The sequence below is a fragment of the Pseudomonas sp. B21-040 genome, from assembly GCF_024748695.1.
Lineage (GTDB): Bacteria > Pseudomonadota > Gammaproteobacteria > Pseudomonadales > Pseudomonadaceae > Aquipseudomonas.
The window spans coordinates 1,272,293-1,287,761 of sequence record NZ_CP087176.1 but is presented as its reverse complement, the minus strand read 5'-3'; the positions used below and the strand labels follow the sequence as shown (position 1 = coordinate 1,287,761).

The following is a 15,469-nucleotide window of genomic DNA, read 5'->3' as shown; positions in this document are numbered from 1 at the left end:
CGGCAGATCAGGCGACAGGCGCCGGAGGTGGCTCATCCGGCAGGGTGGGTTCGCCAGGTTCCGTCGGTTGTTCGTTCGGGGTATCGGGGTCTGGTTGACCGGGGATGCCCCCCGCCATGCTGACGGGTGGATGTGCCAACAAGGACCAGGCCAAAACGCCAATCTGATTGGGCTCAAGCCTTGCCAGCTCGGCACTTATTCGCGGATCGATCTTCATAAAGCACTCCTGAGCAATGGCCCCGTCCGCTGTGCGCGAACCGGGCAGTACACCCCATAGAGTGTCTACCCGCTCAGGAATTCCCGCTGACTGGCCAGATGAACGGATCAGGTGCGCGGCAGGGTAACGCCGAGCTGGCCCTGGTACTTGCCGCCACGGTCCTTGTAGGAGACTTCGCACTCTTCGTCGGATTCGAAGAACAGCATCTGTGCGACGCCTTCATTGGCGTAGATCTTCGCCGGCAGTGTCGTGGTGTTGGAGAACTCCAGCGTCACGTGCCCTTCCCACTCAGGCTCAAGCGGCGTCACGTTGACGATAATGCCGCAACGCGCGTAGGTGCTTTTACCCAGGCAGATGGTCAGCACGTTGCGCGGAATACGGAAGAATTCCACGGTGCGCGCCAATGCGAAGGAGTTTGGCGGAATGATGCAAACATCGCTTTTGACGTCGACGAAGCTCTTCTCGTCGAAATTCTTCGGATCAACGGTCGCCGAGTTAATGTTGGTGAACACCTTGAACTCATCGGCGCAGCGCACATCGTAGCCGTAGCTCGAAACGCCGTAGGAAATCACACGCTCGGCGCCTTCGCCACGCATCTGGCGCTCAACGAAGGGGTCGATCATGCCGTGCTCTTGCGCCATGCGGCGAATCCACTTGTCCGATTTGATGCTCATGGCGTGTGTCCTGAATAGCGAGGTGGAAAAATTCTGTCCGGCATCTTACCGGGCGCGCGCCCCGGGTTCAAAGTCCGGGGCATAATTCTCCCCGCTCCCCCGTGAATTCAGGACCTTTCGCCCAATCCAAAGGACCGTCAGTCCTGAAAAGAGAGAAACCTTCGCAAGAAGCATTGGCACGTCCCGGAAAAAGGGTTAAGGTGGCGCCACTGTGCTGCTTGTGTCACTGAGAATCTCTACACGATATGTTGAATTTCGATCCAACCATCTACAAGAATTTTTCCTGCTCTTTGCACTCAGTCTCGGCCAGGGTTCTTCCTGAGTCGCAGTTATCTTTGTTCAAGGAGTTACACCATGTCTAATCGCCAAACCGGTACCGTTAAGTGGTTCAACGATGAAAAAGGCTTCGGCTTCATCACTCCACAATCCGGTGACGACCTGTTCGTTCACTTCAAAGCTATCCAATCCGACGGCTTCAAAAGCCTGAAAGAAGGCCAACAGGTTTCTTTCATCGCTACCCGCGGTCAGAAAGGCATGCAAGCTGAAGAAGTTCAAGTTATCTAACTTGTACTTGCTTTAGTAAAAAGCCCCGTCCTTAAAAGCGGGGCTTTTTTGTGCCTGACGGTTTTTCAGGCAAAAAAAAAAATCGCAGCCCCACGGCTGCGATTTTTGCGTCTTACCAGGCCACGCCAAACCCTGCGGTATAGCGCGTCTTGCTCAGGTCGCTGTCATCGGTACCGCTGATGATATCCCGCTCCGCCTTGAGATTGAGCGAAGCCCAGTCTGTTACCTTGTATCGCAATCCCATTTCAGCATCCAGCGCGTAATCCGCCACACCCGACAACGGCTTGGCCACCTCACCATGGGTAAAGAACTCCACCGTCTTGCCGACCAGGTAACGGTTGTAATCCCACTTCATCGCCAGGGCATAGAAGTTATCCTTGTTGCCGTCCGAGAACTCATAGTCCGTGCGGTTGACCAGCGACCCCAAGGAGAATGCACCCAGCTCGTCGTCCCAGAACTGGTAACCAGGGCCTGTACCGACAGTGCGTTGACGGGAAAGGTCTTCGACTTTGTCGCGCTTGTACACCAGTCGCCCCTCCCAGAACCATTTCTCGGTCAGGAAGCGGTCGAGCGAGTATTCAGCACGCCAGTTGTCCGCGGTCACATCTCCATCCTGGAATTCGCGGTTGTATTCACCTTCCGCGATATGCCGCCAGCGGCCATGACGCGCCGTGGTCCTGAAGTCGACGTCATAATCGTTGGTGTCGTTCTCAGCCCTCTGGTAGTCCAGCGCCAAGTCGACGTTACCCTTCCACACCAAATCCTCGACCACCGGCTTGGGCTTGAGAATTTGCTGGATACTGGCCAATTCCACCGTCTTCGGCGCGTCGCCATTGGCCAGCGTGACCTTACCTTCCTCTGCCGCACGCAACGACTTGGCCTTCTCGCCGGTATAGGCATTCTGTTTGACCAGCAATTCCTGATCACTCTCCAGGGTTTTGACCTGTTTCCAGTCGATCGGGATCGCACCGGCGTATTCGGTCTGGATCACCAGCTTGCCACCATCGAACAGCGTGATCTTGCCGCTCAACTTGTCACCGTTTTTCAACCAGACAGTATCGGCGAGCACCGGCATGGAAGCGCTCAGGACAGCGAGACAGAGCAGTGTTCTGGACAACATAAGTAAATACACGCTCAAGATTGCGAAAAAAAATCGTCATTATCCTTACTGACAAGGCCCAGACAAGGACTGACTCGACTAATTCTATTGAGTTCATTTCTCAATTCCTGATCCCGGATTTACTCTACAAACGGTAACGCGAACCTCCTCAGGAACCCCGGACATGCCCAACCCCACCTCTGAAACGGAAAGCCAGGCGCAAATCCGACGCACGGCACTCTACCTGACCCTGGCCCAAGTGCCTGAAGGCAAAGTGGTGAGCTATGGTCAACTGGCGGAGCTGGCCGGACTCGGTCGCGCCGCCCGCTGGGTCGGACGCACGTTGAGCCAATTGCCGGGTGACACCAAACTGCCCTGGCATCGGGTGCTCGGTGCCGGTGGTCGGATCAGCCTGCCTGTGGGCAGCCCTTCGGGGGATGAACAGCGCGCGCGTTTACGCGCCGAAGGCATCAGCATCCTGAACAATCGTGTTGATATTCAGCGCCATGGCTGGCGTCCGGTAGAGCACAGCGGTTAGAGTGCGCGCTTTGTTTCCGTAATTCTTGAGGCAGACTCCAGCCCATGCCCCGTAAAACCTGGCGCGCCGCGCTCGCCGCCTATGCCAGCCCTTCGACGCTCGTGTTGTTGCTGCTTGGTTTCGCCGCCGGCCTGCCCTACATGCTGGTGTTTTCGACGCTTTCCGTCTGGCTTCGCGAGGCCGGAGTTGCCCGCGAAACCATCGGCTATGCAAGCCTGATAGGCCTGGCCTACGCCTTTAAATGGGTCTGGTCCCCGCTGCTCGACCAATGGCGCCTGCCATTTCTCGGCAAACTGGGTCGACGACGCTCGTGGCTGGTGTTGTCCCAGGCGCTGGTGATCCTTGGCCTGATCGGCATGGGCTTCTGTGACCCACAAAAGCATTTGTCCTGGTTGATCGCTATCGCAGTGGTCGTTGCCTTCGCCTCGGCGACACAAGACATTGCTGTAGATGCCTATCGCCTGGAAATTGCCGAAGACAGCCGTCAGGCAGCGCTTGCCGCCAGTTATATGTCAGGCTATCGGATCGCCGCGTTGCTAGCGACCGCCGGTGCACTGTTCTTCGCCGAGGGCTTCGGTTCCACCGGTTTCAATTATCAGCATTCAGCCTGGGCCGGCACCTACTTGCTGTTCGGCGCCCTGATGGTTCCGGCATTGATCACCTCGCTGTTCATGCGCGAACCACCTGTGCCGCTGCGCACTCAGCTTCAGGCCGGGCGCTACAAATTCGTGCATCAACTGGCATCGGTGTTTGTACTGATCGTGTTGCTGGTGTCCGTTCCCGCGATGTTCACTCAGTTCTATTACACCGACTTCGCCAGCGTGCTGTTCGAAGGCGTGAGTCTGCTCGACCTGCTGCTCGATGACCGTGCATTCCTGCGGGCAATCCTCTACACCACGCTAACGCTGCTTTGCCTGTCGTCCATGGGCCGCCGCGGCCTGGCGCCCGTACTGACCCCCATCAACGACTTCATTTCGCGTTACCGCTGGCAAGCCCTCCTGCTATTGGGGCTGATCGCCACGTACCGGATGTCCGATACGGTCATGGGTGTGATGGCCAACGTGTTTTACATCGACATGGGGTTCACCAAGGACCAGATTGCCAGCGTCAGTAAAATCTTTGGCTTGATCATGACGCTGGTCGGTGCCGGCATGGGCGGCCTGCTGATCGTACGTTTCGGCATTTTGCCGATCCTGTTCATCGGCGGCGTTGCGTCCGCGGCGACAAACATCCTGTTCCTGATGCTCGCCGACATGGGCGCCAACCTGAACATGCTGATCCTCACCATTTCCCTGGACAACTTCAGTTCCGGCCTGGCGACTTCGGCGTTCGTCGCTTACCTGTCGAGCCTGACCAACCTCAAGTTTTCCGCCACACAATACGCCCTGCTCAGCTCGATCATGCTGCTGTTGCCACGCCTGATCGGCGGTTACTCAGGGGTCATGGTCGAGAAGTTCGGCTATCACAATTTCTTCTTGATTACCGCCTTGCTCGGCGTTCCGACCCTGCTGTTGATTGCCTTGCACTGGTTCCAGGAGAGCCGTCGTGCAGGTCCGACACCAACGCCGGAGCCGGTTCCGAGCCAGATCGTGGAAGAATCGTAGGAAGCGTCGCAAGGGGCGGTGTGATTCCCGCCCTCCTGCCACCCCACCGACCGCACGCCTGTACGCCAGCGGATCTCGCCCGTACAATGCTCCGTCATTTCTCGTCATCAGCAACCGACAACGGCCAACCATGCGCACCAGTCAATTTTTGCTCGCCACACAGAAAGAAACGCCTTCCGACGCGGTCGTGATCAGCCATCAGCTGATGCTGCGCGCCGGCATGATCCGCAAACTCGCCTCGGGCCTGTACACCTGGCTGCCGATGGGCTTGCGAGTGATGCGCAAGGTCGAAGCCGTCGTTCGTGAAGAAATGAACGCTGCGGGCTCTCTCGAAGTGTTGATGCCGAGCACACAACCGGCTGAGCTGTGGCAGGAATCCGGTCGCTGGGAAGAGTACGGCCCTGAATTGCTGCGCTTCAAGGATCGCCACGGTCGTGATTTCTGCGCGGGCCCGACCCACGAAGAAGTCATCACCGACCTGATGCGCAACGAATTGAGCAGCTACAAACAGCTGCCGATCAACCTGTATCAGATCCAGACCAAATTCCGTGATGAAATCCGTCCACGCTTCGGTTTGATGCGCGGTCGTGAGTTCATCATGAAGGACGCCTATTCGTTCCACGCTGACCAGGCTTCGCTGCAAGTCACCTACGACCGCATGCACCAGGCGTACTGCAATGTGTTCACCCGTCTGGGTCTGAGATTCCGCCCTGTAGAAGCCGACAACGGCTCCATCGGCGGCGCCGGCTCCCATGAGTTCCACGTACTGGCCGAATCAGGCGAGGACGACATCGTCTTCAGCAACGGTTCCGACTACGCAGCGAACATCGAGAAAGCCGAAGCGGTGCCACGGGAAACTTCCCGTCCAGCCCCCGCCGAAGAGCTGCGTCTGGTCGACACGCCAGACACCAAGACCATCGCCGCGCTGGTGGAAAAATTCAATCTGCCGATTGAAAAAACCATCAAGACCCTGATTGTGCGCGCCGAAGAAGAAGGCAAGCTGATCGCCCTGGTCATTCGCGGTGACCACGAGCTCAACGAGATCAAGGCTGCCCAGCAACCTGGCGTTGCCAGCCCGCTGGTCATGGCCACCGACGCAGAACTGCGCGACGCCATTGGCGCCGGCGCCGGCTCCCTCGGCCCGCTGAACCTGCCACTGCCGATCATCATCGACCGTTCGGTTGAGCTGATGAGCGACTTCGGCATCGGCGCGAACATCGACGACAAGCACTACTTCGGCGTGAACTGGGAGCGCGATCTGCCAGTTCCGACCGTTGCCGACCTGCGCAACGTAGTAGCTGGCGACCCAAGCCCGGATGGCAAGGGCACGCTGGAAATCAAGCGTGGCATCGAAGTCGGGCACATCTTCCAGCTGGGCAACAAGTACAGCAAGGCGATGAAGTGCGAAGTGCTGGGCGAGAACGGCAAGCCGGTCACCCTGGAAATGGGCTGCTACGGCATCGGCGTTTCCCGCGTGGTGGCTGCCGCCATCGAGCAGAACAACGACGCCAACGGCATCATCTGGAGCGACACGCTTGCGCCCTTCCAGGTTGCCCTGGTGCCATTGCGCTACGAAACCGAACAGGTTCGTGAAGCCACCGACAAGCTCTATGCAGAACTGACTGCAGCCGGTTTCGAAGTACTGCTGGACGACCGCGACAAGAAAACCAGCCCGGGCATCAAGTTCGCGGACATGGAGCTGATCGGCATCCCTCACCGGATCGTGGTCAGTGACCGCGGCCTTGCCGAAGGCAATCTGGAATACAAGAGCCGCACCGAACCTGAAGCGCAAGCGCTGCCGGTCGCTGACGTGTTGTCTTTCCTCCAGGCCCGTATCCGCCGCTGACACCAGATAGAGAAGTCATGTTCAAGCGAAACACCTTAGGCCTCGGTGGTGCCGCCCTGTGCGGTACCCTGCTGGTCAGCGGCTGCGCCAATCACATGTCGCAACGTAGCGAGAACGAGGAGCGTGTCGAGCGCAAATTGCTCGATCACAGCCTGCAGATCGATGTCGGCGAGCCGAAGGTGCTGGATCTGCCGCAACGTCGGGTGAAAATTCACGAGCAGAAGACGTTCGAAGTCACCGAGTTCGAAGTCACGCGCCACTATGATCGCTACACGCCTTATCAACCCTGGCGGGAGGTCTATGAGATCCCGCTGGGCGCGGTGGCCGTCGTAGCCGGTGTCGGGGCGAATGTCGTCAATGTGTTCGCCCTCGGTAACTTGCCGGACAGCATGACCAAGGATTGGCTGAGCTATGGTTTCGCCGGGCTCAACCCGTTCATGAACGTGCAATCGCACGGTCGTGCACAGCAAAACCTGGCCGGCATCGACGAAGTCCAGCGCGATAAGCGCACCGAATACTCGAGCCTGCCATGGAGCGAGCGCCCGGTGCAGGTCAAGGCCGGCAAGGAAACGTTCGAACTGAGCACCGACAAAAACGGCGTTTTGCGCCTGAATCTGCTGGACAGCCCGTTCGCCGAGCATGACATCAACCATCTGACCCGATTGTTGATCAGTGTCGAAGATGGCCAGGGTGATGTGCGCACCAATTCATCCTTGGCGGTCAGCAGTTCATTGCGCGGCAAATTGCTTGAGGCCCACGAGCTGATTTACGAGGACCTCGAAGACGACGAAGTGAGCCAGTGGGTACACCGGGTCAAGCGTCTGTCGGACCTGGGCCTGGAAGAAGAAGCCAGCGAACTGGAACAAAGCCTGATCGAGCTGACCCGCAACGATCCTGAGTTGCAGGCCGAGTTCCTCAAGTCGTTGAACCGCAATGCAGGGCGCCTGGTTGCGAATCCGGGACTGAACTAAAAGCAGAAGCATCGCGGGCTTGCCCGCGATGAGCCCCTTGAGTTCACGGCAGAACTACCGCTCAAACAACTCCATCTGCTCAAACCCACCGCGCAAATCCTCCAGCCTGACCCCAACCCCCAACAACCGCACCGGTTTCCCGCCGCGATTGAACGCCTGGGTCAGCAACAACTGATAACTACCCAAGTCCCGCCCTGCCCCGGCCTGTTCCAGCGTGGTCTGGGTAAAGTCATGGAATTTCACTTTGACGAATGGCTTGCCCGGCCGATAACTGCTGTCGATCCGCGCCATACGTCCCGCCAGGGTTTCCAGCAACTCGGGCAATTTATCCAGGCAGCTCACCAAATCCGGCAGATCCACGTCATAGGTATTTTCGACACTGATCGACTGCCGACGACTGTCGTTATGGACCAAACGCTCATCGATCCCACGGGCCAGGCTCCAAAGTCGTTCACCAAAACTGCCGAATTCGCGCACAAGCGCCAATTTGTCCCACTCGCGCAACTGCGAGCAATCGACGATGCCCAGCCGGCCCAATTTATCGGCAGTGACCTTACCCACACCGTGCAGCTTGCTCACTGGCAAACCGCTGACAAAGTCTTCCACTTGATCTGGCGTAATGACGAACAAGCCGTTGGGCTTTTTCCAGTCACTGGCGATCTTGGCCAGAAATTTGTTCGGCGCCACGCCCGCCGACACGGTGATATGCAATTGATTGGACACCCTGCGACGGATGTCCTGAGCGATACGCGTGGCGCTGCCCCCAAAATGCGCACTGTCCGATACGTCAAGGTAAGCCTCATCGAGGGACAGCGGCTCGATCATGTCGGTGTAATCGCGAAAGATCGTGTGAATTTCCTTCGACGCCTCTCTATAAGCGTCCATGCGTGGCTTGACGATGGTCAGGTCCGGACACAGCTTTAACGCATGCCCGGACGACATGGCCGAACGTACGCCATAGGCCCGCGCTTCATAGTTACAGGTCGCGATGACTCCCCGCCGATCCGCCGAACCACCCACTGCCAACGGTTTACCGGCCAGGCGCGGGTCGTCACGCATCTCGATGGCGGCATAGAAGCAGTCACAATCGACGTGGATGATTTTTCGCTGAGTCATATAAAAGCGGCGTTCATGACGAAGAAATGGGACGTTGGCCAGTCGGATAAGCAGTATCTCACTGACACCTGTATATAGCACCAGTAGTCTGAATGTTCTTTTCCATGCGTAGGAAAGTGCGCTTTGCATTTATTTTATCAATCGAACGCAACCCGCCAATAGAGCTGAAAGCCTTGCCACGCCTGCCTTACAGACGATCGCCCAACCCCAATTACAAGCTAAGCGGTTGAACAGGAAGAGGTTTTTCCGGAATTGCAGGTTGACACCCCGGCGATCCTCTGTAGAATGCCGACACACAGACGCGGGATGGAGCAGTCTGGTAGCTCGTCGGGCTCATAACCCGAAGGTCGTCGGTTCAAATCCGGCTCCCGCAACCAAACATCAAAAAAGGCTACTCGAAAGAGTGGCCTTTTTTGTGCCTGCTCGTTTTGTACTCCTAGCGGTAGTCAGGGCGAATGTAGGGACATTTAGGCTGATGCTGCCCAAAATGAGAAATCGTTCTGATTCCGAAACTTAGCTCTCCCCTGCGACCGTTCGCCGCTCTTCTATACTTATTTAACCCTTCTTGGGATTAACGGTTGACACCTCGCCGTTCGCCTGTAGAATGCCGCCACACAGACGCGGGATGGAGCAGTCTGGTAGCTCGTCGGGCTCATAACCCGAAGGTCGTCGGTTCAAATCCGGCTCCCGCAACCAAACATCAAAAAAGGCTACTCGAAAGAGTGGCCTTTTTTGTATCCGCCGAAAAAGTCCTTTCGCAACAATGATCTGTCACAGTGTCGTGAAGCGTCGGGGATCATCAAACTGCCCAGTTCAGACTATGCTGGAACGCAGGCAGCCCCTCTACGACGCATGATGCGCCATCGCCGGAACCCGGTGAGAGGCGTTAATATTCGTGATTATTTTTTTCTACAGGGATTGGTAACTTGGCTCGATACCTCCATCCTGTCGCGCACAATCCAAGAGGTGATTGATGCGCGCCAACTCGTCTGATCCACAGGACACCGTCACAGCGACACAACCGATCAAGGCCGGGCGTTTGCACCTGCTTGATCTGGTCAGCAAGTATCGTCAGCCCATTGGCCTGGCGGTTACTCTGCTGCTGTTCGCGATCGCGCTGATTGCCTGCCGCCACCTGTTGAGCGAACTTGATCTGTACGCTTTGCACGACTCGATCCTGGAAGTACCGAAACCGGCGCTGCTGGGCGCATTGGGTGCGACCGTCGTTGGTTTCATCATATTGCTGGGTTACGAGTGGTCGGCCAGCCGCTATGCGGGGGTGACGCTGGCGCCGCGAATTCTGGCACTCGGCGGTTTCACTGCATTCGCCATCGGTAACGCCATTGGCCTGTCGATGCTTTCGGGGGGCTCGGTTCGTTACCGCTTATATGCACGTCATGGCCTGGGGGCTTCTGAAGTCGCCCACATGACACTGTTTGCCAGCCTGTCGCTCGGGTGCGCCCTGCCGCCACTGGCCGCGCTGGCAACCCTCAGCGACCTGCCTGCCGCCTCTGCAGCCCTGGGTCTATCCGAAACATTGCTCGGCGCGATCGCCGCGGCGGTTCTGCTGCTCTTCAGCGTGCTGGCCATCGGCATCTACCGCCGTCGCCTGCCGGATCAACCTTCGTCGGACAACCTGTTGGTCAAAGTCGGCCGCCGCACCTTGCGCCTGCCCGGGCGCCGCCTGACTTTCCTGCAACTGATCATTACCGCCCTGGACGTGGCTGCCGCCGCGACCGTGCTTTATCTGTTGCTGCCAGAGGCACCGCCCTTCGGCGCCTTCCTGCTGGTGTACTTGCTGGCATTGGCCGCAGGCGTGCTCAGCCACGTGCCGGGCGGCGTCGGTGTATTCGAAGCGATCCTGCTGGCCGCGTTCGCCGACACCCTCGGCGCCGCACCACTGGCGGCCGCCCTGCTGTTGTATCGGCTGATTTATGTGATTTTGCCCTTGCTGGTGGCCTGCGTATTCTTGCTTATCAACGAAGGCCAGCGCCTGTTTCAGACGCGCCAGTCCCTGCGCGCGGCGTCCGGCCTAGCGGCACCGATTCTGGCGGTACTGGTGTTTCTTTCCGGTGTGGTGTTGCTGTTTTCCGGCGTGACCCCGGAAATCGACACCCGCCTGGAACACATCGGCTTTCTGATCCCGCATCGCCTGGTCGATGCCTCGCACTTCGGTGCCAGCCTGATCGGCGTGCTGTGCCTGCTGCTGGCTCAAGGGCTGCGTCGGCGCCTGTCTGCAGCCTGGATGCTGACCACCATTTTGCTGCTGGTCGGCGCCCTGCTCTCCCTGCTCAAGGGGTTTGACTGGGAAGAAGCCTGCCTGATGACCCTCATTGCCAGCCTGCTGGGGGTATTCCGCCGCTCGTTCTATCGCCCGAGCCGCCTCACCGAACTGCCGTTTTCGCCGCTGTATCTGGTGTCTAGCCTGTGCGTTCTGGGTGCCTCGATCTGGTTGCTGCTGTTTGCGTATCAAGACGTTCCGTACAGCCATCAACTCTGGTGGCAGTTCACCCTTGATGCCGATGCGCCGCGTGGCTTGCGCTCGTTGCTGGGCGCCGCAGTGTTGCTGGTGGTGGTATCGCTGACATGGTTGCTGCGCACCGCCCGCCCGGTCATCCATTTGCCGGCGCCCGATGAACTGGAGCGCGCGCACAAGATCCTCATGGCGTCCGCCCAGCCGGATGGGGGCCTGGCCTTGACCGGTGACAAGGCGCTGCTGTTCCACCCTAACGACGAGGCGTTTCTGATGTACGCACGCCGTGGGCGCAGCCTGGTGGCGTTGTACGACCCAATCGGCCCGACGCAACAACGGGCGGAAATGATCTGGCAGTTCCGCGACCTCTGCGACGTCCATCACGCCCGTCCTGTGTTCTATCAAGTGCGTGCCGAGAACCTGCCGTACTACATGGACATCGGCTTGACTGCGATCAAGCTCGGCGAAGAAGCCCGGGTCGATCTGCATCGCTTTGATCTCGAAGCCAAGGGCAAAGAGATGAAAGACCTGCGCTACACCTGGAACCGTGGCACTCGTGATGGTCTGTCACTGGAAATCCATGAGCCGGGCCAGGCGCCGATGGATGAGCTCAAGGTGATTTCCGATGCCTGGCTGACCGGTAAGAATGTCCGCGAGAAAGGCTTCTCCCTGGGCCGCTTCAGTGATGATTACCTCAAGCACTTCCGCATTGCGGTGATCCGTTTTGAAGGTCGCCCGGTCGCGTTCGCCAACCTGCTCGAAACGTATGGCCATGACCTGGCCAGTCTCGACCTGATGCGCGCGCACCCGGACGCCCCCAAGCTGACCATGGAGTTCATGATGGTCGGCCTGATACAACATTATAAAAATCATGGATACGGGCGTTTCAGCCTGGGCATGGTGCCGTTGTCGGGGTTGCAACCCCGTCGTGGCGCCCCCCTGACCCAGCGTCTGGGCTCGATGGTATTCCGCCGTGGTGAGCAGCTCTACAACTTCCAAGGCTTGCGCCGCTTCAAAGACAAGTTCCAGCCTGACTGGGAACCCCGTTATATGGCCGTGCCCGCCGGACTCGATCCGCTGGTTGCCCTGGCCGATACTGCTGCCCTGATTGCGGGCGGCTTGACTGGATTGGTGAAACGCTGATGATTCAACGCTCCTTGCGGTACGTACTGGCCACACTGGTAGTGCTGGCCCTGATTGTCGGTGGCGGCTACTGGTACCTGAAACGCCCGGCACCGGCACCGACGCTCGAACAGCTGACGCCCGCCAATGGCGCGGTGATGACCCGCGTGATTCCCGGCACCACGCCGAAGGCTCAGGTGCTGGTAGCGGTCAATGAAGACCAGAAGCTCAGCGACCAACAACTGATGACCCTGAGCCGTTCCGGTTCGGCGCAGATTGTTCAAGTGATCCTGCCTAAAGACTGCCTGCTGCAAAGCCGCGCCCTGCAATCGGGCCTGCGCGAACTCAAAGGCCCGGCAACCCTGGTCAGCGGCATCGGCCCTGGCGCCGTGCTGGCCTGGCGCTGGTTGTCCGAGCAGAAGAATGACCTGGCCCAGGCCGTTTCCGTCGACCTGGCGCTGGAAAAACCAGGCTGCACGCACCTGCTGCCAAAAAGTGCTGCCCATGGCCACTGGCTGGTGGCGTGGAACGATAACCCGGACGACACCAGTGCCGGCTTCGTGCGCGACCAACCCAACGCCGAAACCAGCATCAGCGACTACGACATCAACCTGCCGCAAGTGCTGAACAACGAACTGCGCAAAATCCTCGTGGGTGGCGACAAAGCCGCCGGCGGCCTGCAAATTCCAGTGGTCGAAGTGCCAGCCGGTCAAGCCAAGGACACCGTCACCCTGTTCCTCTCCGGTGACGGCGGTTGGCGCGACCTGGACCGTGACGTCGCGGGCGAGATGGCCAAGATCGGCTATCCAGTCGTCGGCATCGACACCCTGCGCTACTACTGGCAGCACAAGAGCCCGGAGCAAAGCGCCCTGGACCTCGCCGAACTGATGCAGCACTACCGGCAGAAATGGGGCACCAAGCGCTTCATCCTGACCGGCTATTCGTTCGGCGCCGACGTGCTGCCAGCAATCTACAACCGCCTGGCCGAATCGGAACAACAACGCGTCGACGCCATCATCCTGCTGGCCTTCGCCCGCACCGGCAGCTTCGAAATCGAAGTCGAAGGCTGGCTCGGCAACGCCGGCAAAGAAGCCGCCACCGGCCCGGAAATGGCCAAGCTGCCACCGGAAAAAGTGGTGTGCATCTACGGTGAAGAAGAAGTCGACGAAAGCGGCTGCACCGACAAGAGCGCCGTGGGTGAAGCGATCAAACTGCCTGGCGGCCACCACTTCGACGAGAACTACCCGGCGCTGGCCCAGCGCCTGGTGGACATCATCGTCAAGCGTCAGGCCAAGGAAGAGGCGGCGACGCAGGAGTGATCTGAGCGTCGCCACGAAAAAGCCCCCGCAGCTGTTTGGTTGCGGGGGCTTTTTTACATGTACTGTCTCGTCCTAAAAAGCTTTCTGCTTAGGTGCAGGCTGGCCATCTTGCACAAAAGCAAAATGTCTTGACTCTTCATCAAGCTAGAAAGTCCAAGTGTCCACATTCCATAAAACGTGGACACTTTTTTCATTGGAAAAATCGAGCCGTCAACACCGTTCGATAGATCCTGACCTCGCGACCGGCCCGGGCAAAGACCAATCTGATGACGAACTGCCTGAAAGCAAGTAACACTGCCGCCCCCTGTGTACAAGCGAGCTTGCTCGCGATGACGGACGAGCAGTCACCATTGATGTCGACTGACAGACCGCTATCGCGAGCAAGTTCGCTCCCACAGGGGTGGTCAGTAAATTCAAAATCATCGGGCACAAAAAAGCCCCCGCTACCTTCACGGCAACGGGGGCTTCCTACTTATAAGCGACGCTCTGCGGCGTCATAAACCTCTTCGTCACGCCGGGCCCCGACTGCGACGATCAATACCTGAATGGCCTTGCCGTCGACTCGATATACGATCCGCGTGTCGCCTGTCCGGATCCGTCTGCAGCCTGCAAGACTGGCTCTTAGGGGCTTGCCGCTCTTGTCCGGCTCACCATTGATAATCCGCTCTTCGATTACATCAAGAATGCGGTTCGCCGCCACAGCTCCCAGCAGATCCAGATCCTTCTGAACCTCCGGATGATAGATAACGCCCCAAACCATCCATAGCTCCTTTAGTCTTTCTTGGCGTACCGCGCCCGCATATCGTCGTGGCTTACAGCCTTGGCCTGATCAAAACCGATCAGTCGCTCTCGAGCCGCGACTTCAATCCGAAGGTCCTCAAGCTCGTCGAGCATTTCCTGATACGCATCGACATTGATAATGACCGCTGCGGGTTGGTTGTCTTTGAAAATGACCAGTCGTTCGGTGGCTCGGCTGGAAATCTCCTTTAGCCTCGCACTGAACCCCCGGACCATCGCAGTCACCGAAATCGCTTGGTCAGCACGCTCCAGTAATGCCGTCATACTCACCTCTCTACACAATCATGCAAATTTGAACACACAGTTCTACGCAGAGTATTGCGTTGAATTAGACATACAGCAAGCTGCAAAAAACGCGAATTTCTCATCCGGTGTTTTTCATCCTGAGAAAAAGTGAGCCTAAGGACGTGTAAACACTTTGCCGTGTTTAGTTTCGTTTACTTCTGGTGTCGCAATATCGGATGACGCCCGCAGACCTTGTAGGCAAACTCCGAATCGTACGTTTGGGCACTTTGATGCCTTGTTGCGCTTTTCTTCGACGGGGTAGTCTCCGGACGTCGCTGACCATTCAGCGATCGGGATTGGAAACCCGACGAGCGAATAGCAACAACGTGCCCAACATGACCGCAGACCTTCACGGCTGCAATCTTGTGTCATGGTGGCTGTGCGTGGGACGTCTTCGGACGTGCCGGTTTCCTAGGCTCCCGGTTTTCCAACCTGCGCACAGCTGCCACCCATTCGCTTGGAAACGAACGTGGCAGCTCCTCAAGCTTAGGGAATAGACATGACTAAAATTGATGCTTCCGCGATTTCAGAATTAAAAACCATCGGCTTCACCCCCCTCATTTACTGCTCCGATCAAGCGCTATTCAACGTCCGCGCCGGCGTCCCCATCGTCGAAGCATTGGCCCAAGCCTCCGACCTCCTCTTCCTCGGCAAATCATTCGCCGAGGATGCCGCCTACGCAAAAGACACCGACCGCCACGCCTGGGCCGCGCATTACCCGACGGCGATGGGTAAGGCCGTAATTGATGATGTGTTGAAAGTCCTGACGCCACGACCAGCCCGGACAAAGACCGAATCCGAAGAAGAACTGCCCCAGAGCACGTAACACCGCAAATCAAATGT

Annotated in this window: 14 protein-coding genes and 2 tRNA genes; 10 read left to right on the top strand and 6 right to left on the bottom strand. The window is 58.1% G+C overall.

Annotated elements, in window-relative coordinates; translation table 11 throughout:
* Nucleotides 1–7: 7 nt before the first annotated feature.
* Both LOY55_RS05765 and dcd read right to left on the bottom strand, forming a co-directional pair.
* On the bottom strand, nt 8–217 hold the full coding sequence (locus LOY55_RS05765; protein ID WP_007947208.1) for a hypothetical protein: 210 nt from the start codon (nt 215–217) through the stop codon (nt 8–10).
* A 107-nt stretch (nt 218–324) separates the two neighbouring features.
* Nucleotides 325–891: a dCTP deaminase gene (gene dcd, locus LOY55_RS05760; protein ID WP_046029293.1), complete on the bottom strand. Its 567-nt coding sequence runs from the start codon at nt 889–891 to the stop codon at nt 325–327.
* A gap of 354 nt (nt 892–1,245) precedes the next feature.
* On the opposite strand from dcd, the gene LOY55_RS05755 reads away from it, so the two are divergent.
* Nucleotides 1,246–1,455 carry a cold-shock protein gene (locus tag LOY55_RS05755; RefSeq protein ID WP_002554837.1) on the top strand — a complete coding sequence of 70 codons (210 nt, stop codon included), beginning with the start codon at nt 1,246–1,248 and terminating at the stop codon, nt 1,453–1,455.
* Nucleotides 1,456–1,567: 112 nt separating this feature from the next.
* Here the strand turns inward: LOY55_RS05755 and LOY55_RS05750 are convergent, their stop codons facing one another.
* Complete coding sequence (locus LOY55_RS05750) at nt 1,568–2,575, bottom strand: DUF481 domain-containing protein (protein WP_223523894.1); 1,008 nt, start codon at nt 2,573–2,575, stop codon at nt 1,568–1,570.
* A gap of 163 nt (nt 2,576–2,738) precedes the next feature.
* On the opposite strand from LOY55_RS05750, the gene LOY55_RS05745 reads away from it, so the two are divergent.
* The 4 genes from LOY55_RS05745 to LOY55_RS05730 all read left to right on the top strand — a co-directional run bounded on the left by LOY55_RS05745 (nt 2,739) and on the right by LOY55_RS05730 (nt 7,513).
* Nucleotides 2,739–3,092, top strand: coding sequence for an MGMT family protein (locus LOY55_RS05745; RefSeq protein WP_046029291.1), 354 nt, complete (start codon nt 2,739–2,741; stop codon nt 3,090–3,092).
* Nucleotides 3,093–3,136: 44 nt separating this feature from the next.
* A complete protein-coding gene (locus LOY55_RS05740; RefSeq protein WP_046029290.1) occupies nt 3,137–4,696 on the top strand; it encodes an AmpG family muropeptide MFS transporter in 1,560 nt (519 codons plus the stop codon).
* 130 nt (nt 4,697–4,826) lie between these two features.
* Nucleotides 4,827–6,542, top strand: coding sequence for a proline--tRNA ligase (locus tag LOY55_RS05735; RefSeq protein WP_046029289.1), 1,716 nt, complete (start codon nt 4,827–4,829; stop codon nt 6,540–6,542).
* 17 nt (nt 6,543–6,559) lie between these two features.
* Nucleotides 6,560–7,513: a hypothetical protein gene (locus LOY55_RS05730; protein WP_109788001.1), complete on the top strand. Its 954-nt coding sequence runs from the start codon at nt 6,560–6,562 to the stop codon at nt 7,511–7,513.
* 54 nt (nt 7,514–7,567) lie between these two features.
* Here LOY55_RS05730 and dinB read toward each other — a convergent pair whose 3' ends face one another.
* Nucleotides 7,568–8,629, bottom strand: coding sequence for a DNA polymerase IV (gene dinB, locus LOY55_RS05725; RefSeq protein ID WP_109788002.1), 1,062 nt, complete (start codon nt 8,627–8,629; stop codon nt 7,568–7,570).
* 300 nt (nt 8,630–8,929) lie between these two features.
* Between dinB and LOY55_RS05720 the strand changes: the two genes are divergently transcribed.
* The 4 genes from LOY55_RS05720 to LOY55_RS05705 all read left to right on the top strand — a co-directional run bounded on the left by LOY55_RS05720 (nt 8,930) and on the right by LOY55_RS05705 (nt 13,543).
* Nucleotides 8,930–9,006, top strand: a tRNA-Met gene (locus tag LOY55_RS05720).
* Nucleotides 9,007–9,248: 242 nt separating this feature from the next.
* Nucleotides 9,249–9,325 (top strand) — tRNA-Met (locus tag LOY55_RS05715).
* A gap of 277 nt (nt 9,326–9,602) precedes the next feature.
* A complete protein-coding gene (gene mprF, locus LOY55_RS05710) occupies nt 9,603–12,245 on the top strand; it encodes a bifunctional lysylphosphatidylglycerol flippase/synthetase MprF (RefSeq protein ID WP_258667791.1) in 2,643 nt (880 codons plus the stop codon).
* Entirely contained in the window at nt 12,245–13,543 is a 1,299-nt protein-coding gene (locus LOY55_RS05705; RefSeq protein WP_109788003.1) for a virulence factor family protein, read from the top strand. Before mprF ends, LOY55_RS05705 begins: the two co-directional genes overlap by 1 nt.
* 472 nt (nt 13,544–14,015) lie before the next feature.
* Here the strand turns inward: LOY55_RS05705 and LOY55_RS05700 are convergent, their stop codons facing one another.
* Nucleotides 14,016–14,303: a type II toxin-antitoxin system RelE/ParE family toxin gene (locus LOY55_RS05700; protein ID WP_038979200.1), complete on the bottom strand. Its 288-nt coding sequence runs from the start codon at nt 14,301–14,303 to the stop codon at nt 14,016–14,018.
* Between the two features lie 11 nt (nt 14,304–14,314).
* Entirely contained in the window at nt 14,315–14,605 is a 291-nt protein-coding gene (locus LOY55_RS05695) for a Phd-YefM (protein ID WP_109788006.1), read from the bottom strand.
* Nucleotides 14,606–15,125: 520 nt separating this feature from the next.
* On the opposite strand from LOY55_RS05695, the gene LOY55_RS05690 reads away from it, so the two are divergent.
* On the top strand, nt 15,126–15,452 hold the full coding sequence (locus LOY55_RS05690; RefSeq protein WP_223523888.1) for a DUF3077 domain-containing protein: 327 nt from the start codon (nt 15,126–15,128) through the stop codon (nt 15,450–15,452).
* Nucleotides 15,453–15,469 lie beyond the last annotated feature (17 nt).